The organism is Rugamonas sp. GW822-FHT03B10, assembly GCF_058801745.1.
In genome coordinates, this window is sequence record NZ_JBXANP010000002.1 from 424908 (window position 1) to 446197 (window position 21290).

13 protein-coding genes are annotated in these 21290 nt (G+C 66.4%); 8 read left to right on the top strand and 5 right to left on the bottom strand.

All coding sequences use genetic code 11. The annotated features are described in order from the left end of the window. Positions 1-11: 11 nt before the first annotated feature. From AC1RQG_RS05045 to AC1RQG_RS05060, 4 genes are all read right to left on the bottom strand, one after another. On the bottom strand, positions 12-2123 hold the full coding sequence (locus tag AC1RQG_RS05045; RefSeq protein WP_493128933.1) for a GGDEF domain-containing protein: 2112 nt from the start codon (positions 2121-2123) through the stop codon (positions 12-14). A gap of 234 nt (positions 2124-2357) precedes the next feature. Further along, positions 2358-4193: an ABC transporter ATP-binding protein gene (locus AC1RQG_RS05050; RefSeq protein ID WP_493128935.1), complete on the bottom strand. Its 1836-nt coding sequence runs from the start codon at positions 4191-4193 to the stop codon at positions 2358-2360. Beyond that, positions 4183-5934, bottom strand: a complete 1752-nt coding sequence (locus tag AC1RQG_RS05055) for an ABC transporter ATP-binding protein (RefSeq protein ID WP_493128937.1) — start codon at positions 5932-5934, stop codon at positions 4183-4185. The genes AC1RQG_RS05050 and AC1RQG_RS05055 overlap by 11 nt, the downstream gene beginning before the upstream one ends. Before the next feature lie 158 nt (positions 5935-6092). Beyond that, positions 6093-6695 (bottom strand): phasin family protein, encoded by a 603-nt coding sequence (locus AC1RQG_RS05060; protein WP_493128939.1) that lies wholly within the window; start codon positions 6693-6695, stop codon positions 6093-6095. A 204-nt stretch (positions 6696-6899) separates the two neighbouring features. On the opposite strand from AC1RQG_RS05060, the gene AC1RQG_RS05065 reads away from it, so the two are divergent. The 6 genes from AC1RQG_RS05065 to AC1RQG_RS05090 all read left to right on the top strand — a co-directional run bounded on the left by AC1RQG_RS05065 (position 6900) and on the right by AC1RQG_RS05090 (position 14497). Further along, positions 6900-7148 carry a DUF2164 domain-containing protein gene (locus tag AC1RQG_RS05065; protein WP_182163305.1) on the top strand — a complete coding sequence of 83 codons (249 nt, stop codon included), beginning with the start codon at positions 6900-6902 and terminating at the stop codon, positions 7146-7148. Between the two features lie 54 nt (positions 7149-7202). Continuing rightward, positions 7203-8504, top strand: coding sequence for an amidohydrolase family protein (locus tag AC1RQG_RS05070; protein ID WP_493128941.1), 1302 nt, complete (start codon positions 7203-7205; stop codon positions 8502-8504). A gap of 45 nt (positions 8505-8549) precedes the next feature. After that, on the top strand, positions 8550-9068 hold the full coding sequence (locus tag AC1RQG_RS05075; protein ID WP_493128943.1) for a GNAT family N-acetyltransferase: 519 nt from the start codon (positions 8550-8552) through the stop codon (positions 9066-9068). Further along, entirely contained in the window at positions 9043-9597 is a 555-nt protein-coding gene (locus AC1RQG_RS05080) for a GNAT family N-acetyltransferase (protein WP_493128945.1), read from the top strand. The genes AC1RQG_RS05075 and AC1RQG_RS05080 overlap by 26 nt, the downstream gene beginning before the upstream one ends. 114 nt (positions 9598-9711) lie before the next feature. Beyond that, positions 9712-11349 (top strand): methyl-accepting chemotaxis protein, encoded by a 1638-nt coding sequence (locus tag AC1RQG_RS05085; RefSeq protein WP_493128947.1) that lies wholly within the window; start codon positions 9712-9714, stop codon positions 11347-11349. A gap of 406 nt (positions 11350-11755) precedes the next feature. Continuing rightward, positions 11756-14497 carry a TonB-dependent receptor gene (locus AC1RQG_RS05090; protein ID WP_493128949.1) on the top strand — a complete coding sequence of 914 codons (2742 nt, stop codon included), beginning with the start codon at positions 11756-11758 and terminating at the stop codon, positions 14495-14497. A 103-nt stretch (positions 14498-14600) separates the two neighbouring features. On the opposite strand, the gene AC1RQG_RS05095 is transcribed toward AC1RQG_RS05090, so the two are convergent. After that, positions 14601-16463: a glycoside hydrolase family 13 protein gene (locus tag AC1RQG_RS05095; RefSeq protein WP_493128951.1), complete on the bottom strand. Its 1863-nt coding sequence runs from the start codon at positions 16461-16463 to the stop codon at positions 14601-14603. 525 nt (positions 16464-16988) lie between these two features. Between AC1RQG_RS05095 and AC1RQG_RS05100 the strand changes: the two genes are divergently transcribed. Further along, the gene (locus AC1RQG_RS05100) at positions 16989-19745 is read left to right on the top strand and encodes a TonB-dependent receptor (RefSeq protein ID WP_493128953.1); all 2757 of its coding nucleotides are present in this window, start codon (positions 16989-16991) and stop codon (positions 19743-19745) included. 149 nt (positions 19746-19894) lie between these two features. Beyond that, entirely contained in the window at positions 19895-21238 is a 1344-nt protein-coding gene (locus tag AC1RQG_RS05105; RefSeq protein WP_493128955.1) for an outer membrane protein assembly factor BamB family protein, read from the top strand. The last annotated feature ends 52 nt before the right edge of the window (positions 21239-21290 follow it).

Consider the following 21290-nt stretch of genomic DNA (forward strand, 5'->3'; position numbering starts at 1 on the left):
GGCCGCCCTTCCTAGTGCCCGTTCTTGGCCGCCTGCTTGAGCGGCACCACATTGCTCGGTTCCGAACCGGCCGGCGGCGGGCCGTCCACGGCCGGCCCCAGCACCACGCTCAGGTCCACGAAGCCGGAGCGCCAGGCGCGCTCCAGATCCTGCTCGATCGCCTCCATCGAGGTGTCGGCGAAATTGGCGAAGCCGCGCACGCCGTAGGCGCGGTTGCGGCCGTGGGCCTTGGCCAGGTAGAGCGCCATGTCGACCAGGTTGACGGCCCGCTCCCACGACAGCGCGCGCTCGTCCGGGAACAGCGGGAACGGCGCGAAACCGACCGACACGTTGACCTGGATGCGGTGGTCCTGGTACTCGACGGTCTGGGCCGAGATGGTCTCCAGGATGCGGCGCGCCACCTCGTCCACGCCGTGGCGCGGGATGGCGGGCAGGAAGGCGAGGAATTCCTCGCCGCCCCAGCGCACGATCATGTCCGTCTCGCGCAGGGCGATGCGCAGGTGCTCGGCGATCATCTTCAGCACGGCGTCGCCGGCCGCGTGGCCGTAGCTGTCGTTGACGTGCTTGAAGTGGTCCACGTCCAGCAGGAACAGGGCGCCCACGATGTCGTCGCCGCCGCTGGAGCGGGGCGGCGGCTCGCGCCGTTCGGGCGGCGCGTGGCCGCGCATGTAGTCCTGGAAGTGGCGCCGGTTGTAGAGCGAGGTGAGGGGGTCGAGCGCGCTTTGCGCCTTCAGCTCCAGGTTCTTCACTTCCAGCTGGGCGTTGGCGTGGCGCACGCGCCGGTACAGCAGGCCGACCACGGCCGCCGCCAGCGCGAACACCAGGGCCAGCAGCCACCACACGCGCTGCTGCAGGCGGCGGTTGTCGAGTTCCGCGCCCTTGACCTGGTTCTCGCGGCTGAGCAGCTCGATCTGGCGCTGCCGCTTGTCGGCCTCGTATTTCTCCTGCAGTTCCAGCACCGCTTGCTGGCGCTGCTTCTCGAACAGTTCGTTGGACAGGGCGCGCTCGCGGTGGTAGGCCGCCACGGCGCCGCGCAGATCGCCGGCCTTCTCCAGCGCCTGCCCGTATTCGAGCAGCACGGCTTGCAGATCGGGCTTGCTGTTGGCCTTCTCGTAGAACGCCAGGCCGGCCTCGAAGCTCTTCTTGCCGTCGGCGATGCGGCCCATGCCCATGTACGCCTCGCCGATGTTGACCAGGGCGGTGGCCTCGATCGGGGCCGAGCCGGCCTCGCGCGCGGCCTGCAGCGACTCGTTCCCGTAGCGCAGCGCGCGCGCGTAATCGCGCGCCTTCAGGAAGTTGTCCGACAGGTTCACCAGCGTGTTGGCGATCATGCGCTGCGCGCCCAGCTGGCGCTCCAGGGCCAGCGCCTCCTGCAAGGCGCGCAGCGCGCGCGCCGGCTGGTTGGCTTCGATCGCCAGGCCGTATTCCGTGTCCTTGGCCACGGCCATGCGGCCGGCCGAATGCAGCGCCCGCGTCACGCGCAGCAGTTCGTCGAGCACGGCGAAGCCCTTGTCGTATTCGTGCATCTGGTTGTACAACTGGGTCAGGGCGTTGAGCGCCGTGGCCAGCGGCAGCTGGTCCGTGATCTGGCGCGCCAGGTCCACGGCCGCCTGCAGCTTGACCAGCGCCGTCGGGAAGTCGCCCCGTTCCGCGTGGGCCTGGCCGGCCGTGATGGTGGCCTGCACCCGCAGCGGCAGGTCGCCGGTGCGGGCGGCCGTCGCCTCGGCCTCGAACGCCAGCTGGTGCGCCTGCTTGACGTTGGCCTGGGCGAACTTCACATAGGCCTTCGACAGCAGGCCGTTGGCCACGATGGCGTCGTTACGCTGGGCCTTGCCGTAGGCGATGACGGCCTCGGCCTGGGCCAGCGCGGCGTCGTTCTCGCCCAGCCGCATATGGGCCAGGCTGATCTGGGACATGATCTCGGCGCGGGTGGCCGCCGGCGCGCCGTCGGCCTCCGTCTGCAGCTTGAGCAGCTGGGCCAGCGCCTTGTCGGGCACGAAGCGGCTTTGTTCGCGCACCTCGGCGATGCGCTGGTCGAGCGGCGTCTGGGCGCAAGTCACCACCGGCGCCAGCAAGGCCGTCGCGATCATCAGGCGCCGCGCGCCGGGTAACGAAAATGCCATCCATCCTGCCAACGCGTCACCTCCACCTGCACTGCGCCCGTGGTGCGCAAAGTGTCTAGACAATTATATTCGTGTTGCAGTCCAGAAAGTCCAGCGCACGCCTGATATTAGGCCGAATCCGCACAAATCGCTGGCCGTTCTATCAACGGAGTTGGTGATTTACTACAGTTTTAATGGTATTTGAGACAATATTAAGCGAAGATAAATTGTTTGATCCATATCAAACGGCCGTGGTCAGGCCGCCAGTTGCTGGAGCAGGTACAGGCGCTGGTACAGGCCGCCGTCGACCTGCATCAATTGCGCGTGCGGCCCCGATTCGGCGATGCGGCCATGGTTGAGCACGACGATGCGGTCGGCCTCGCGGATGGTCGACAGCCGGTGCGCGATGGCGATGATGGTGACGCGCCCGCGCAATTCGTCGAGCGCCGTCTGCACGATCTGCTCGGTCTGGCTGTCGATGTGGGACGTGGCCTCGTCCAGCAGCAGGATGCGCGGCTGGCCGGCCAGCGCGCGGGCGATGGCGATCAGCTGCTTCTGGCCCACCGACAGGCGCGAGCCGCCTTCGCCCAGCGCCGTGTCGTAGCCGTGTTCGAGCGCCATGATGAAGTCGTGCGCGTGGGCCGCGCGGGCGGCCGCCTCGATCTGCGCCTGGCTCAAGTCGCGCCCCATGGCGATGTTCTCGCGCGCGGACGCGGCCAGCAGGAACGGCTCCTGCGGCACCAGCCCCACCTCGGCCCGGAACTGGGCGTTGGCGATCGATTCGAGCGGCGCGCCGAGGATGGTGATCGCGCCCTGCTGCACCGGGTAGTAGCGCAGCAGCAGCGACAGCAGCGTGGACTTGCCGCTGCCGGTGTGGCCGACGATGCCGACGAAGTCGCCCTGGGCGATGTCGAGCGACAGGTCGTGCAGCACGGGCTGGCCCGGCACGTAGGCGAAGTTGATGTGGCGTAGCGCCACGGCCGGCGCGTTGGCGTCGTGCAGGCGCGGCGCGGGGCGCTGCGCTGTGGCGCGCCCGTGCGCCGTGTTTTCGTGCGCCGCCTGTTCCTGCGCGGCGTGTTCGGGCGCGCCCGCCTCGTCGAGCAGGGCCGCCACGCGGGCGCTGGCCACCACCGATTGCTGCAACTGGCTGAACTGCATGGTGATCTGGATCAGCGGTTCGATCACGCGCGCGATGTAGCTGATGAAGGCGTACAGCACGCCCACCTCCGTGGCCGTCATTTCGCGCTGGCCGAAGGCGAAGATGACGGAGGCCAGCAGCACGATGTTGAGCAGGTCGAGCGCGGGCCGCAGCAGCCAGGCGTTGGCGCGCAGTTCGGCCATGCGGGCCTCGTAGTGGCGCTCGTTGGTGGCGCGGAAGCGCGCTGCGAAGCGGGCCTCGGCGTTGCTGGCCTGGAGCACGCTCATGCCGCCGATCGACTCGGCCATCTGGCCGTTGATGTCGCTGCGCAGCGCGCGCGCCCGCGTGACGGCCGGCGCGCTCCAGCGCTGGTACAGCCAGATGATGGCCAGCACGGCCGGCAGCAGCGCCAGCACGATGCTCATCAGGTGCCAGTCAAGCCAGGCCATCGCGCACACGGTGCCGATCAGCACGATGGAGCTGTCGAGCATCACGAACAGCACCTGCACGTACAGCGTCTTGACGGCCTCGGTGTCGTTGGTCACGCGCGACACCAGCTGGCCCGTGATGGCGCGGTCGAAGAAGGCCATCGGCAGGCGCAGCACGTGGCCGTACACTTCTTCGCGCAGGCGCCGCACCGAGCGCATGGCCAGGCCGGACAGACGCACCAGTTGCAGGTAGCGCAGGCCGCTGGCCACCCAGCCCGTCAGCAGCACGCCGGCCAGCAGGGCCGCCATGCGCGGCCAGTCGAGGCGGTGCGGCAGCAGGTACTGGTCGATCAGCGCCTTGCCCATGATGGGGCCGAGCACCTCCAGCAGCGCGGCCAGCACCAGCCACAGCACGGCCCAGCCCAGATGGCGACGGTCCGGCTGCGCGGCACGCCGCAGCAGCGCCACCGCTTGCAAGGTCTGGCGGCGCGCGTCGTGCGGTTGCAGGTCGTGGTCAGCTTGCATCGAGACTGGCCTCCAGTTGTTGATAGCGCCACTGGCTGGCGTACCAGCCGTCCTGCGCGAGTAGTTGTTCGTGGTTGCCCGATTCGGTCACATGGCCGTCGCGCAGCACCACGATCAGATCGGCGCTGACGACGGCGCTCAGGCGGTGGCTGGCGATGATGGCGCTGCGTCCGGGGCGCGCCTGGCGCAGCTGTTCCAGGTGCTGCAGGATGCGCGCCTCGGTGCCCGTGTCCACGGCCGACAGCGCGTCGTCCAGCAGCAGCAGGTCGTTATCGGCCAGCAGCGCGCGGGCGATGGCCACGCGCTGGCGCTGGCCGCCCGACAGCGTGATGCCGCGCTCGCCCACCTGCGTCTCGTAACCGTCCGGGAACAGCAGGATGTCGTCGTGGATGGCGGCCAGCGTGGCGGCCCGCTCCACGTCGGCGCGGCTGGCGTCGGGACGGGCCAGCGCGATGTTGTCGGCGATGGTGGCCGAGAACAGGAACGACTCCTGCGGCACCCAGCTGATGGCATCGCGCAGCGCGTGCAGGCGGTAGGCGGCGATCGGCTGGCCCGACCACTGCACGCTGCCCGACTGCGGGGTGAGCTGGCGCAGCAGCACGCGCAGCAGCGTGGACTTGCCGCTGCCCGTCGGCCCCACCAGGCCCAGGGTCTGGCCCGGCGCCAGCGTCAGCGTCAGGTGGGCCAGGGCCGGTGCCGTCTGGCCCGGATAGGCGTAGCCCACGTCGCGCAATGCCAGCGCGCCGGGCGCCACCGCCGCCAGCGTGCCCTCGTCGTCGATCGCCAGCGGCGCGTCGAGCATCGGCTGCAGCCTGGCCCACGCGGCGCGGCCCCGTTCGATCAGCGACAGCACCCAGCCGGCCGCGAACATGGGCCAGATCAGCTGGCCCAGGTACATGGTGAAGCTGGTCAGCGCGCCGATGGTGAGCTGGTCGTGCCACACGAGGTAGCCGCCCAGACCCAGGGTGAGGGCGCTGGCCGCCGTCAGCGTCAGGCCCACGGCCGGCTCGTAGGCCGCCTCCCACACTTGCGCGCGCAGGCTGGCGCTGGCCGCGTGCTCGGTCAACGCCGCGAACTGGCCGGCGCTGCGCTGCTCCAGACCGAGCGCGCGCAGCGTGCGCACACCGGCCAGGGTTTCCTGCACGTGGTCGTTGAGGGCGGAAAAGCAGCGCAGCGCGTCCGTGGACGCCTTGTGGATGTGGCTGGAGATGCGCCAGAACGCCAGTCCCATCAAGGGGAACGGCAGCAGGGCCACGGCGGCCAGGCGCCAGTCCACGCCCAGCAGCATCACGCCCAGCACCATCACCAGCGTCAGCGAGCCGTCGAAGCCGGCCAGCATGGCTTCGCCGGCCGCCAGTTCGATGGCGTCGATATCGTTGGTGGCCAGCGCCATCAGGTCGCCCGTGCGCTGTTGCTGATAGAACGCCGGTCCCTGGCGCGCCAGCCGCTCGTAGAGCCGCGTGCGCAGCGACACGCCGAGCTGGTAGGCGGCCGCGAACAGGGTCTGGCGCCAGCCCACGCGCAGGAAGTAGATGGCCACGCCGATCAGCAGCAGGGAAGCGATCTCCAGCAGCAGCGCGTTGCCGCCCAGCCGGTGCGCAGCCAGGCCGTCGATCATCGCGCCGACCTTGCGCGGCACCCACACGCCGAGCGCGGCCACGCCGGCCAGCATGACGCCGGCGGCCGCATAGGCGCGGTAATGCTGGCGCACGAAGTGGCCGATCAAGCCGAATAAATTCATACTGTTGTAGTCCTTGCAGGTGCAAGCTGGCGGGCGGGCGCTGGCGTGGTGTGCGCTAGGATACAACAAGCGCAAAAAAACCGGGGTCAGGTCATGCCATTGCGCATTTTGCGCGATGGCATGACCTGACCCCGGTTTTGCTTCCGGTTGGCTGCGCCTTATTTCTTGGACTTGGCGTTGACCTTGGCCGCTGGCGGGGTCGGCGAGGCGACGGCCTTGACGGCGGGCGCCGCTTCCGTCACCACGGGCGCTGGCTCGGCGGCCGCCTCCACCTTGGCGGGCGCAGGGGCTTCGGCCACGACGGCCGGTTTGGCCGGCGCTTCCACCACGGCTTCGTGCGCCACTTCCACCTTGGCTTCCGGTTCCACCTTGACCGCCGCTTTCGGGGCGGCGGGCTTGGCGGGCGCGGCCAGCGTCAGCGTGGGCTGCACGTCCTTGATCTGTTCCTTGGCGCTTTGGATCAGCTCGGCCTGGGCGGCCGTGGCGATGTTGAACAACTGGCGGCTGTAGGCCAGCAGGTTGTCCAGGTAGTTGGCCTGGCCCGTGCCCAGGCTGAAGAATTCGCGCGGATCCTTCGCTTCCAGCAACTGCCGGGCGGCCGACGACGATTTCTCCACCGAGGCCTTGGTGGTGCTGATATTGAGGGCGATGACCTTCTCGGCGCTTTCCACGGCCTTGGCAGCCAGGTTGTTGATGATGTTCAACTGCGCTTCAATCTGGGATTTCGTAGCTGCGGAAAACTGTTCTGGGATCGAAAACATGGCTTCTCCTGGGACGATTAAAATGCTGGCCTGGCGCACCGGACGGCCTGGGCGCTGAATTTATGATGCGCTGCAATAAATGCATTCTAGCGGCGATTGCAGGGCTTGGAAAGTTATTTTTTCCGCCAACCATGCGATACAACAGGGCACGATGCGCAGGTAAATTAATGCGCTGCAACAATAATCTTTTCCGGGTGAAACAACATGACGATCAAACTGAACAAGGATGTGGAGCAACGCCTGCTGGCCTCCATCCAGCGCTATTGCGCCGAGAACATGGACGAGGAGGTCGGCGAGCTCAAGGCCCGCTTGCTGCTCGATTATTGTTTGCGTGAAATCGGCCCCTCTGTCTACAATCAGGCCATCCTGGATGCGCAAAGCGCGATGCAGGAGCGCATCGCCGATATCGAGACGGTCTGTTACGAGACCGAGTTTTCCTACTGGAAGAAGTAAGCTGGCCGGGAGCCGCCTATGCCTTTGCCTTTGCCCGCGTCTAAGGATGCGCCTTTGGATGTCGTGATCCGCAACGCCAGTCTGCCCGATGGCCGGCGCGGCATCGACGTGGCCATCGCCGACGGCCGCATCGCCGCCGTCGGCCCGGCCCTGGCGCCGCGCGGACGGCACGAGATCGACGCCGGCGGCGACCTGCTCACGCCGCCGTTCGTGGACGCCCATTTCCACATGGACGCCACGCTCAGCTACGGTTTGCCGCGCGTGAACGCATCGGGCACGCTGCTGGAGGGTATCGCGCTGTGGGGCGAGCTGAAACCGCAGCTGACCCAGGACGCGCTGGTGGCGCGCGCGTTGCAGTATTGCGACTGGGCCGTGGCCAAGGGCTTGCTGGCCATCCGCAGCCACGTCGACATCTGCGACGACCGCCTGCTGGCCGTGGAAGCCCTGCTCGACGTGAGGCGCCAGGTGGCGCCCTACCTCGATCTGCAGCTGGTGGCGTTTCCCCAGGATGGCTTGCTGCGCAGCCCGACCGCGCTGGCCAACCTCAAGCGCGCCATCGCCATGGGCGTGGACGTGGTGGGCGGCATCCCCCATTTCGAGCGCACGATGGCCGAGGGCGCCGAATCGGTGCGCATCCTGTGCGAATTCGCGGCCGGCAAGGGCTTGCGGGTGGACATGCATTGCGACGAGTCGGACGACCCCCATTCGCGCCACATCGAGACGCTGGCCTACGAGACCAACCGGCTGGGCCTGCAGGGGAGGGTCGCGGGTTCGCACCTGACCTCCATGCATTCGATGGACAACTACTACGTGAGCAAGCTGTTGCCGCTGATCCGCGAGGCCGGCGTGGCGGCCGTGGCCAATCCGCTCATCAACATCACCCTGCAGGGCCGCCACGACAGCTACCCCAAGCGGCGCGGCATGACGCGCGTGCCGGAACTGCTGGCGGCCGGGATCGAGGTGGCGTTCGGCCACGATTGCGTGATGGACCCGTGGTACAGCCTCGGCTCGGGCGACATGCTGGAGGTGGCCCACATGGGCTTGCACGTGGCCCAGATGACGGGCCAGCAAGCGATGCGCGCCTGCTTCGAGGCCGTCACGGCCGCGCCGGCCCGCATCCTCGGCTTGCATGGCTACGGCCTGGAACCCGGCTGCCATGCCGACCTGGTGCTGCTGGACGCGGCCAGCCCGGTGGAGGCGATCCGCCTGCGCGCGGCGCGGCGCATGGTGATGCGGCGCGGCAAGGTGATCAGCAGCACGCCGCGCGCCGTGGCCACGCTGGACTTGCCGGGCCGGCCCGCGCACACCGATTTCCGCTTGCATGCGCGCGCTGGACTTGACGCTGAAAATACATGACAATCGGCTATCAAAAAAATTGCTGGGCTACCCGTTGGAGCTGTCTTGAAAGAAATCGCGATACGTCCCGCCACGCCGGCTGATTTTGACGCCATGTGGGCGGTGCAGGAAGAATTGATCGCCAGTGGCGACACCTTGTATTTCCCCGAAGACACCACGCGCGAGGCCTGCCTGGCCTTCTGGTTCGGCCCCGGCGCGGCCAGCCACGTGGCCATCCTGAATGGTGAGCGCTTGCTGGGCATGTACCGGCTGCAGCCGGCCCAGCCGGGACGGGGCGCCCATGTGGCCAACGCCTTCTTCGTCGTCAGCCCGGCCGCGCAGGGCATCGGCGTGGGCAAGCTGCTGGGCGCCGACTGCCTGCGCGCGGCGCGCCAGGCCGGCTACCTGGCCGTGCAGCTCGACTTCGTGATCAGCGCCAGCGTGGCGGCCGTGCTGCTGTGGAAGCGGCTCGGCTTCCAGGTGGCCGGCACGCTGGCCGGCGCCTACCGCCATCCGCAACTGGGCTATGTGGACGCCTACGTGATGTACCAGTTGCTCAATGACCGCGCCCACTGGCCCGAATGAACGCATGATCGTGCTCGACACGCCACGGCTGCGCCTGCGCACGCTGGACGCGGACGACGCGCCGTTCTACCTGGCGCTGGTCAACGAGCCATCGTGGCTGCGCCACATCGGCGACAAGCACATCCACACCATCGAGGCGGCCCGCGCCGCGATCGAGCAGGGGCCGCGCGACATGCAGCGCCGCCTCGGCCACTCCCTCTATCTCGTCGAGCGCAAGGACGACGGCGCGCCGCTGGGCCTGTGCGGCCTGATCAAGCGCGACAGCCTGCCCGGCGTCGACATCGGCTACGCGCTGCGGCCCGCCTGCTGGGGCCAGGGCTACGCGTTCGAGGCCGCCAGCGCCGTGCTGGCCCACGCGCGCGACACGCTGCGCCTGCCCGCGCTGCTGGCCATCACCGGGCCCGACAACATCGCCTCGAACGCGCTGCTGCGCAAGCTGGGCCTGCAATTCGTGCGCTGCACCGAGCTGACCCCGGGCGTCCCCTCCAATCTGTATCGTCTGGACTTCGGCGGCAACGGCCCAGCTTGATTTTTCCGTGCGGAAGCGCATGATGTAACTATTGCACATGCAATTTTCGCTGGACCGCGCCAACCGTCGCCGGTCCGAATTTCGCCCATGATTCATCTTGATGAGGGGAGCGACATGCAACTCGCTAACTTGAAAATCGGACTGCGGCTGGGCTTGTTGGGCGCGTTCTTTTTCGTCGCGCTGCTGGTGGTGGCCGGCGGCGGCTGGCGCGCCTTGAACAGCAGCAATGCCCGCAGCGCCGAGGCCATGGCCCGCTCGGACATGTTGGGCGAGGCGGTCGACACGGCCCGCAGCGCGCAGGTGCAGTTCAAGATCCAGGTGCAGGAGTGGAAGGACACCCTGTTGCGCGGCAACGATCCGGCCGCCTTCGACAAGTATTCCAAGGCCTTCGTCAAGAGCAGCGAGGCGACCCGCGCCGAACTGGGCAAGCTGAAGACCATCATGGACCGGCTGCAATTGCGCACGCCGCTGGTCGACGAGGCGATCCGCACCCACACCGAGCTGCAGGGCAAATACCTGGAAGCGCTCAAGCAGTACGACGTGGCCAATCCCGACGCCGCCCATGTGGTCGACAAGCTGGTCAAGGGCATCGACCGGGCGCCCACGGCCAGGATCAACGACATCGTCGCCTTCATCGGCGCCGAGTCGCACCGGCTGACGGCGGAGATGGCGCGCGGCAATGCGCGCGAATACCGGGGCGCCATCACCGTCATGGGGGCCACGCTGCTGGTGACGCTGGCGGTCGGTCTGGTCACCGTGCGCTGGCTGATCCGCAGCATCACCGTGCCGCTGGGGGCGGCCGTGGGCATGGCCCAGACGGTGGCGGCCGGCGATCTGCGCAGCGAGGTGCGGGCCAGCACCATGGACGAGATCGGCGACCTGCTGCGCGCGCTCAAGGCCATGCAGGACAATCTGGCGCGCATCGTCGGCCAGGTGCGCCAGGGCACGGACACCATCCATCAGGCCACGGTCGAGATCGCCAGCGGCAATCTGGATTTGTCGAGCCGCACCGAGGAACAGGCCAGTTCGCTGGAGCAGACGGCCGCCTCCATGGTGCAACTGAGCACCACCGTCAAACACAACAACGACCACGCCAGCGAGGCCAGCCGGCTGGCCGACGCCGCCTCGAACGTGGCGCAGCGTGGCGGCGAGGCGGTCGAGCAGATGGTGCAGACCATGGGCTCGATCAATGAATCGTCGCGCAAGATCGTCGACATCATCAGCGTGATCGACGGCATCGCGTTCCAGACCAACATCCTGGCCCTGAACGCGGCGGTGGAGGCGGCCCGCGCGGGCGAGCAGGGGCGCGGTTTCGCGGTGGTGGCGTCGGAGGTGCGCACGCTGGCTCAGCGCAGCGCGGCGGCTGCCAAGGAGATCAAGGAACTGATCGGCGATTCCGTGGGACGGGTGGCGGCGGGCAGCCGCCTGGCGGGGCAGGCCGGCACCACGATGGAACAGGTGGTGGCCAGCGTGCGGCAGGTCACGTCCATGATCGGTGAGATCGCCGCGGCCAGCGCCGAACAGCGCGACGGCATCGAGCAGGTCAGCACGGCCATCAGCCAGATGGACAATGTGACCCAGCAGAACGCGGCGCTGGTGGAGCAGGCCGCCGCTGCGGCCGACGCCCTGCAGCAGCAGGCGGCTAGCTTGAACGAGGCCGTCAGCATCTTCAAACTCAATGACGCAGCGGGGGCGGGGCGCCCCGCGCAGGTGGCACCGCCCACCGCATTGCGGGCGTTGCGCCCGGCATGATGCCGCGCCGACCGCGTTAGCGCATCCGCCACCCCCGGCACGCGCCGCCCTGGCAGGAGTGGGGCCGGCGCGTCGTCGCGCCCGCACGCGCCCGCGTTGCCGGCGCTTTCCGCACGACCACCATGGCCCGGCGCCTCTATTGCCTAACATCACTATTTTGTAGTTAAGCTACATTAAGAAGTCGATTAGGTGTGTGGTCGAAACGCAACGAGGCTCGGACAATAGCAAGCAAGCCAATGGGTGTGCGGCCGGAAACGGCGAAGTGCCCATAACTTTCATTGACTCGCAATCTAGTTTTAGTACAGACTTGTTTCCAGAGCGTCTGTTAGAACGCTTGTTTTCCTTGGAACCCGTGGCCGACGTCGTCAGCGGGAAGAATGGTGAAGTGATGAGTGAGGGGACTTGAATGAAGAATTCCGCCGTGAAGCGGGGCACCGGTTCGGCACCGGCCGCCGTTGCATTTAAATTGAACCCGGTCGCCGCCGGCTGCGCCGTGCTGCTGACCGTGCTGGCCGGCCCGGCGTACGCGCAACAAGCGCCCGATGCGGGCGAGAGCGCCAAGCCGGTCGCTTCCGTGGTGGTGTCCGGCATCCGCCGCGGCATCGAGGACGCGATTTCGGTCAAGAAAGATTCCACCTCCATCGTCGAGACGATTTCGGCGGAGGACATCGGCAAGCTGCCCGACGTCAGCATCGCCGAGTCGATCGCCCGCCTGCCCGGCCTGGCCGCGCAGCGCGTGGCCGGCCGCGCCCAGACCATCAGTATCCGCGGCCTGTCGCCGGACTTCGAGACCACCCTGCTGAACGGCCGGGAGCAGGTCAGCACCGGCGACAACCGCAGTGTGGAATTCGACCAGTACCCGTCGGAACTGATGAGCGCCGTGACCGTCTACAAGACGCCCGACGCGGGCCTGATCGGCCAGGGACTGTCGGGCACCATCGACATGCAGACCGTGCGTCCGCTGGCCTTCCCGGGCCGCACCTTCTCGGTCAACGTGCGCGGCGAGCAGAACTCGATCGGCAAGATCGCCAATGCCAAAGACACCGGCCACCGCATCAGCGCCACCTACATCGACCAGTTCGCCAACCGCACCATCGGCGTGGCGATCGGCGTGGCCGACCTGGAGTCGCCCATCCTCGACCACGAGACCGGCACCTACGAGCCGTTCCAGAAGCAGCACGTCGATGGCGTGCCGGACGGCACCTACATCACGGCCGGCGTCAAGTCGCTGGCCAAGAGCGGCACGCTGAAGCGCACCGGCGTGATGGGCGTGCTGGAATACCGTCCTTCGCGCCAGTGGACCAGCACCCTGGACGTGTTCCATTCCGACTTCAAGCAGGTCGACACCAACAACCAGTTCGAAGTCAACCTGGGCGGCTACAACGGCAGCAACAATCCGGCCGGCTTCGCCTACAACAGCACCAACATCGTCAACGGCACGCTGATGGGCGGCACCGCCACCGGCGCCTACCCGCTGGTGCGCGGCCAGTACAACAACCGCAAGGATTCGATCAACACGGCCGGCTGGGCCAACAAGTTCAACCTCGATGGCTGGTCGCTGCTGGCCGACCTGAACTACTCGGAAGCCAAGCGCGACGAGACCTACCTGGAAAACAACCTGCAGTTGCAGGCGCCCGGTGGCGGCGCGCTGAACGATCCGCTGATGAGCGTGAGCTGGAACCCCGGCAACTTCGCCCAGCTGGGCGGCAAGTTCAACTACAGCGATCCGACCAAACTGCTGACCGGCAACTCGATCTACGGCTACGGCAGCACCTACTCGCCGCACCTGAAGGACACGCTGAAGGCGTTCAAGCTGATCGCCAACCTGCCTTCCAGCGGCGCGATGGAGAACTACTTCAGCGGCTACGACCTGGGCCTCAACTACAGCGACCGCACCAAGACCAAGCGCCAGCCGTCGGGCCAGCTGTTCGCCAAGGGCAACCCCACCATCTCCAGCGACCTGCTGTATGCGCCGGTCGACCTGGGCTTCGCCGGCAGCGGCACCGTGCCGTCGTGGAACGTGCCGGGCGTGATCGCCAAGTACTTCGACCCGATCAACTACAGCCTGGCGAACAACTCCGGCACCATCAGCCGCGCCTGGGATGTCACCGAGAAAGTCACCACCGGCTTCCTCAAAGCCAACATCGACAGCGCCGTGGGCAGCGTGCCCGTGAAAGGCAACGTCGGCGTCCAGGTGATCCGCACCGACCAGTCGTCGAGCTCGCTGTACGCGGACAACAACGGCGTCGCCCATCCGTTCACCGATGGCACCACCTACACCGATGTGCTGCCCAGCATGAACCTGGCCTTCAGCCTGGCCGGCGACCAGACCGTGCGGATGGCCGTGGCCAAGCAGATGGCGCGGCCCCGCGTCGACCAGCTGAACGCCGGCTTTGAGTTCACCGTCGATCAGGGCACCCGCCTGCCTAGCGGCAGCGGCGGCAACACCAAGCTCGATCCATGGCGCGCCAAGGCGTTCGACGTCACCTGGGAAAAATACTTCGCCAAGAAGGGCTATGTGGCGCTGGCCGGTTTCTACAAGAAGCTGGACACCTACATCTACGATTTCTCGGAAACGCGCGACTTCTCGGCCTTCACGCCGGGCACGGTCGCCATCACCAACATGGGCCAGTACAAGACGTCCTACAACGGCAATGGCGGTTCGGTGAAGGGCGCGGAACTGTCGGCCTCGATCCCGTTCGACATGCTGTCGCCCGCCCTGGCCGGCTTCGGCATGACGGCCAGCACCACCTACACCGAGAGCGGCATCGACATCAAGGAAGTCAACGCCACGATCGGCAAGATTACGCTGCCCGGCCTGTCGCGCAACGTGTCGGACCTGACCCTGTACTACGAGAAGAATGGTTTCTCGACCCGTGTTTCCGGCCGCACCCGCACCGATTACGTGGGTGAGATCGGCAACTTCGCCGGCGACCGCGCGCTGCGCTACGTCAAGGGTGAAACCACGGTCGACTTCCAGGTCGGCTACTCGTTTAACGAAGGCACCTACAAGGGCCTGGGTGTGCTGCTGCAGGTCACCAACCTGACCGACGCGCCTTACGAGACCTATGCCGACAGCAAGGACCACATGCTGGAATACGCCAAGTATGGCCGTACCGTCCTGTTCGGCGTGAACTACAAGTTCTGAACCGACGGCACAAAAAAAACCGCCATGTGCGCATGCGACGATCCGGATCGTCGCATCGCCACATGGCGGTTTTTCTATTGCGCTTGACGCTGCGTGTTTCTTGTCAGCGCAACTCCAGCACCAGCACCGAGCGGGCAGGCAAGGTCAGCGTGTCGCCCAGCGCATAGTGCCGGCCGCTGATCACGTCGTCGCCGCCGCGCACGCCGGCCAGCATTTCCTGGAAGCGGGCCGTGGCCAGCGTGGTGTCGCTGTGGTTCTTGTTGAAGGCCACCATCACCTTCTTGTCGCCGAGGTAGCGGAAGAACACATAGGTATTCTGCTCGGGACCGAACTGCATGGTCTTGCCGTGATGGATCACGGGCTGGCCCTTGCGCCAGTTCAGCAGCTTTTTCAGGAAGGCCTGGGCCGCCAGTTGCTTGGCTGTCAGGCCCGCGCCGGTGAAGGCGTTGACCGTGTCGCCGGCCCAGCCGCCGGGGAAGTCGTGGCGGTAGGAGGCGTCGTCGCGGCGGCCGGTGGTGCTGGTCATCAGCACTTCCGTGCCCGCGTAGAACTGCGGGATGCGCGGCGCCGTCAGCACGTAGGCCATGGCCATGCGGAACAGCGCGTCGTCCTCGTGCAGGTCGCTGTAGATGCGGGCCAGGTCGTGGTTGCCTTCGAATAGCACCATGTTGCCGGGATCGGCGTACAGATAATCCTGCGACAGGGTTTCATACAGGCTCGTCAGGCTGTACTGGGCGCCGTCGGCGTCGTCCGAGGCCAGCGCGCGGCGCAGCGTGTCGTTGAGCGGAAAGTCCATCATGCCCGGCATGTGCGATATGTAACCATCGAAATTGTGCTTGCCTTCCTGCCAGCGCGCGACGATGGGGATGTGCGGGCTCCATTCCTCGCCCACCAGGTTCAGCTTCGGATACTCGTGCATGATGCGGGCCGACCAGGCGCTCAGGAAGGCGTTGTCCGAATAGCTGTAGGTGTCCACCCGCAGGCCGGCCAGTCCCGCGTACTCGATCCACCAGATGCTGTTCTGCATCAGGTAGGTGGCCAGGTGGGGATTGGCCTGGTTCAGATCCGGCATGGTGGCGACGAACCAGCCCTGCGTGAAGTCGCGCTTGTCCGCCTGCGAGGCGTACGGATCCTGCAAGGCCACCCGGTGGTGCTGGGTGGGCACGAACTTGCCCTGGTGGGTGATCCAGTCCGCGCTGGGCAAATCCTGCATCCACCAGTGGCGGTCGCCAATGTGGTTGAGCACCACGTCCTGGATCACGCCGATGCCGTGCTTGCGCGCCTGGGCCACGAAGGTGCGGTAGTCGTCGTTGCTGCCGTAGCGCGGGTCGATGCGGTAGTGGTCGGTGGTGGCGTAGCCGTGGTACGAGCCGCGCTGCATATTTGCTTCCAATAACGGGGTCGGCCACAGCATGGTGTAGCCCATGTCCGCCACGTAGTCGAGGTGGGCTGCCATGCCGGCCAGGTCGCCGCCATGGCGGCCGGAGCCGTCCTGGCGGTCGGCGCGCTCGGTCATGCCGGGCGCGTTGTCGTTGGCCGGGTCGCCGTTGGCGTAACGGTCGGGCATCACTTCATAGATGGCGTCGGCGCTGGTGAAGCCGATCCGGTCGGCCGAGCCGGGCGCGCGCGCCTGCAGCGGATACGGGTAGCTGAGCACGGTCTTGCCATGCTGGCGGAATTGCAGCGTCACCTGGCCTGGCGGCGTGTCGGGGCCGATCTCCAGCTTGATGAACAAGTAGTTGGGATTGCTTGCGCGCGCGACCTGGACGACGCGGATGCCCGGGTAGTGCAGCGCCGGCTCCAGTTCGGCGATCCGCGGTCCGTGCACCATCAGTTCCAGTTGCCGGTCCTGCATGCCGGTCCACCAGGACGGCGGTTCCAGATGGTCGATGGTGTGCGGAGGCAGTGCCCGCGCCGGTGACGAGGACAGTGTGGCCAGCGTGGCCAGCATGATCATGCGCTTCATCGCTCTCTTCTTTCTCGTGGGTAGGCAGACTACAAATCGCCGGTTCTTTGATGATTTGAAAATAATAATTTAAAAACAGTCACTTAGCAACGAACTCTCATGTTTTATTCGGTTCTCATTGGTGAAATTTTAGTTGGAGTACAGAATGGCCGTGCTGTCCCGTCGCTGGCCTCCGCCGTCGTCGCTGTCATGCCCCGCACCCGGCGGACACCGCCGGGTGCGGGGTGGCGGGGGTGTCGCGAATGGAGGGTGTGGCGGCACGTTTTGTCCATCATCTTGTAGTTCGATTACATCGCATGGCCGTGGGTGCTGTAGCCGAAATACAACGCCATAGTGCGCTCCTCATAGGGAGTCGCCTACGCACGGGGCCTCGTAAACGTAGTTGAACTTAACTTCGATTGACACTGGATCTAGTTTTAGTACAAAATTCTTTCTGGAACGTCAAAGAACGTTGAATTCCAAGGATCCCGCGAAGTCTTAGTGGCTAGGGAAATATATTTGGTGTCGAGTGAGGGGGCATTAACAATGAGTAAGTTCGCAAGCAAGCGCGACAGCGCCGCATTTCAACTGAGTCCGGTGGCGGCAGGCTGCGCCCTGTTCGTGGCCGCGTTGGCACAACCTGTGTACGCGCAAACGGCGGCGCCAGCCGCGCAAGCTGATGCGGCGCCGATGGCGACCGTGACCGTGTCGGGCATCCGTCGTGGTATCGAAGACGCGATCTCGGTCAAGAAAGATGCCACCTCCATCGTCGAGGCGATCTCGGCCGAAGACATCGGCAAGCTGCCCGACGTCAGCATCGCCGAATCCATTTCCCGCCTGCCCGGTCTGGCCGCCCAGCGCGTGGCCGGCCGCGCCCAGGTGATCAGCGTGCGCGGCCTGTCGCCGGACTTCTCGACCACGCTGCTGAACGGCCGCGAGCAAGTGAGCACGGGCGACAACCGCTCCGTGGAATTCGACCAGTACCCATCCGAGCTGATGGCTGGCGTGACCGTCTACAAAACCCCGGACGCCGGCCTGGTCGGCCAGGGCCTGTCGGGCACCATCGACATGCAGACCGTGCGTCCGCTGTCGTTCGGCGGCCGCACCGTGGCGCTGAACGCGCGCGGCGAACACAACTCGCTGGGCAGCATCGCCGGCGCCTCGGCCAACGGCAACCGCTTCAGCGCCAGCTACATCGACCAGTTCGCCAACCGCACGATCGGTATCGCGCTCGGCTTCGCCCACCTGGAATCACCCATCCTCGACAACGAGACGGGCATGTACGAACCCTGGAAGACCGATTCGCGTCCCGGCATTCCAAGCGGCAGCTACATCACCGACGGCATCAAGGCCGTTGCCACCAGCGGCACCAACAAGCGCGACGGCTTCATGGGCGTGCTGCAATACCGTCCGAACAAGCAATGGACCAGTATCTTCGACGTCTACGCGTCCGAGTTCAAGAGCGAGCAGACCAACAACCAGCTGGAAATCAACCTCGGCAACTACAACGGTGGTTACACCCCTGGCCTGAACTACGTCAACCCCGTGTTCAACGGCAACAGCCTGGCCGGCGGCACGGCCACCGGCGTGTTCCCGCTGGTGCGCGGCATGTACAACAAGCGCAAGGACGAGATCCATGCGGCGGGCTGGAGCAACGAGTTCCGCTTCAAGGATTGGTCGCTGTTCGCCGACGTGAACTACTCGCAAGCCAAGCGCGACGAGCTGAGCCTGGAAAACAACCTGCAGCACAACCCGCTGCCAGACACCCAGTTCCTCGACAGCGTGGGCCTGAAATATGCAAGCGGCGGTTTCCCGACCATCACGACCGGCATGAACTACAGCGATCCGTCCCAGCTGTATGTGCGCAACACCATCTACGGTTCCGGCTACGGCAAGGTGCCGCACGTGGAAGACGAGCTGAAGGGCTTCAAGCTGGTGGCCAGCCTGCCCGTGCCGGACATGATGGATAAACTGTTCTCCGGCGTCGACATTGGCGTGAACTACGCCGACCGCAGCAAGAAGCGTCGTCAGCCCGAGGGCGCGATCACGCTGGCCGGCGACCAGTTCACCGTGCCGTCCAACCTGCAGTACTCGCCGGTGGACCTGAGCTTCGCCGGCGTGGGCTCCATTCCAGCCTGGAACGTGCCGGGCGTGGTGGCCAGCGGCATGGTGTTCAACCCGGTCGACAACCTGTCCTACCTGGTGACCAAGGCCTGGGACGTGCAGGAAAAAGTGACCACCAGCTTCGTCAAGGCCAACATCGAAGCCGAGCTGGGCGACGTGAGCGTGCGCGGCAACGTGGGCGTGCAAGTGCAGCGCACCAACCAGTCGTCGCAATCGCGCTATGTGGACAATTCGAGCGGCACCACCGAGATCAAGCCTGTCGATCTGGGCAAGACCTACACCGACGTGCTGCCTAGCCTGAACCTGGCGTTCGGCTTCGACAACCAGCAGACCGTGCGTCTGGCCGTGGCCAAGCAACTGGCCCGTCCTCGCGTGGACCAGCTGAGCTCGGCGTTCCAGATGGACTATGACAAGACCCTGTTCCGCCTGACGGCCAACGGCGGCAACGCCAAGCTGGACCCATGGCGCGCCAATGCCTTCGACATCTCGTATGAGAAATACTTCGACAAGAAGGCTTACTATGCCATCGCCGGTTTCTACAAGAAGCTGACCAGCTACATCTACACCCAGACCAAGGACTACGATTTCTCGTCGTTCATCCCGCCAGGCTATGTGTACAACACCGGCGCGCTGGGTTCGCTCAACACCGCCATCGGCCCGTTCTCGGCGCCGTACAACGGCCAGGGCGGCACGATGAAGGGTCTGGAGCTGTCCGGCTCGCTGCCGATGAATCTGGTGACCAAGTCGCTCGACGGCTTCGGTGTGCAGGCCAGCGCCACCTTCAGCACCAGCGACATCAAGATCGAAGATCCGACCAGCAGCATCGGCAGCAACATCCCGCTGCCCGGCCTGTCCAAGCGCGTCACCAACCTGACCGCCTACTACGAGAAGAACGGCTTCGAAACCCGGATCAGCCAGCGCAAGCGTTCGGACTTCGTGGGTGAGATCAGCAACTTCGCCAACTCGCGCACGCTGCGTTATGTGGTCGGCGAGAACGTGGTCGACTTCCAGGTTGGCTACACCTTCAACGAAGGCGCCTACAAGGGCCTGGGTCTGCTGCTGCAGGTCAACAACCTGACCAACTCGGCTTACGAGACCTACACCGGCACCCGCAGCCAGCAGCTGGAATACCAGAAGTATGGCCGCACCATCCTGGTGGGCGCGAACTACAAGTTCTAAGCCCGCCGGCTGGAAAGCCGAAAAAGCCGCCATGTGCGCGTGCGACGCTCAAGATCGTCGCACCGCCACATGGCGGTTTTTTTTCGCCCGGGCGCCCGCGCACGCGGGGCCGGCCCGACTTGCATGGCAACCTGGAAGGAGGAACTTCGATGAAGACTTTGCGTATGGCGGCGGTGGTGCTGCTCATCGCCTGCGGCGCGGCGCGAGCCGAAGCCGACTGGCCCATGCTGATGGGCGGTCCCACGCACGCCGGCGTGGCCGGGGGCGCGGCGCCGGCCGATCTCGCGCAGCTGGCGCTGGCCGGGCAGTTCAGGCTGGACGCGGCCATCAGCGCCTCGCCCGTGGCGGTGGGGAAGCAATTGTTCGCTGGCGCCGAGAACGGCAACCTGTACGCCATCGACTTCGACACGCGCCAGCTGCAATGGCTGTTCCACAGCCGCGGCGGCATCGCCTCCACGCCGGCAGTGGCCGAGGGCGTGGTCTACTTCCTCAGCCGCGACGGCCGTTTCTACGCGCTGGACGCGGCCAGCGGCGCGCCCCGGTGGCATTTCCGCACGGGCGGCGAGGCTGTGTTCGCGGCCCACGGCATGTATGGCCTGCCGCGCGACGGCGAACCGGCGCCCGACCCTTGGGATTTGTACCTGTCCTCGCCGCTGGTGCATGGCGGCGTGGTCTACTTCGGCAGCAGCGACCAGTGCGTGTATGCGCTCGACGCGCGCACCGGCAAACTGCGCTGGGCCTACAAGACGGGCGGCGTGGTGCATTCCTCGCCGGCGCTGGCCGGCGCCAATATCGTGGTGGGCAGCTGGGATGGCGCCCTGTACGCGCTGGACGCGGCCAGCGGTGAACTGCGCTGGCGCGTGCAGACGGAGACGGAGCAGAAGGACAGCATCATGCTGGGCATCCTGGCCTCGCCCAGCGTGGATGGCAACACCGTGTACGCGGGTTCGCGCGACGGCCACTTCTACGCGATCGACGCCGCCAGCGGAAAAATCAGATGGCGCTACGACGCGCAGGGTTCGTGGGTGGTCGGCACGGCCGCGCTGGACGACAAGCGGGTGTATTTCGGCACCTCGGACACGGGCCTGCTGGTGGCGCTGGACAAGGCCAGCGGCAAGGAGCGCTATCGTTTCGACATGGGCGTGTGGACGTTCGCCTCGCCGCTGCGGGTGGGCGATGCGCTGGTGGTCGCCAGCATGAAGGGCGAGGCCTTCGTGCTCGACGCGGACACGGGGCGCCAGCGCTGGCGCTACCGGACCGACGAGAGCCGGCGCGACGCCTACGCCATCATCGACAAGGCGAGCGGGAAGTTCGATACCAAGCGCCTGTACGGCAGCGCGCCGTACGAGTTGTACGCGGCGCTGGAGCACGTGAAGCGGCTGGGCGCGTTCGCCGCCTCGCCGTTGTGGCACCGTGGCCAGCTGATACTGGCCACGGAGGATGGCCGGCTGCTGTTCTTCGCCACGCCGGCCACGGGCGGGGCGGGGCGCTGACGGCGGACGGCGCGGCGGTCGCCGCCCGTCCCCGTTTGCCAGGCCCGCCCGG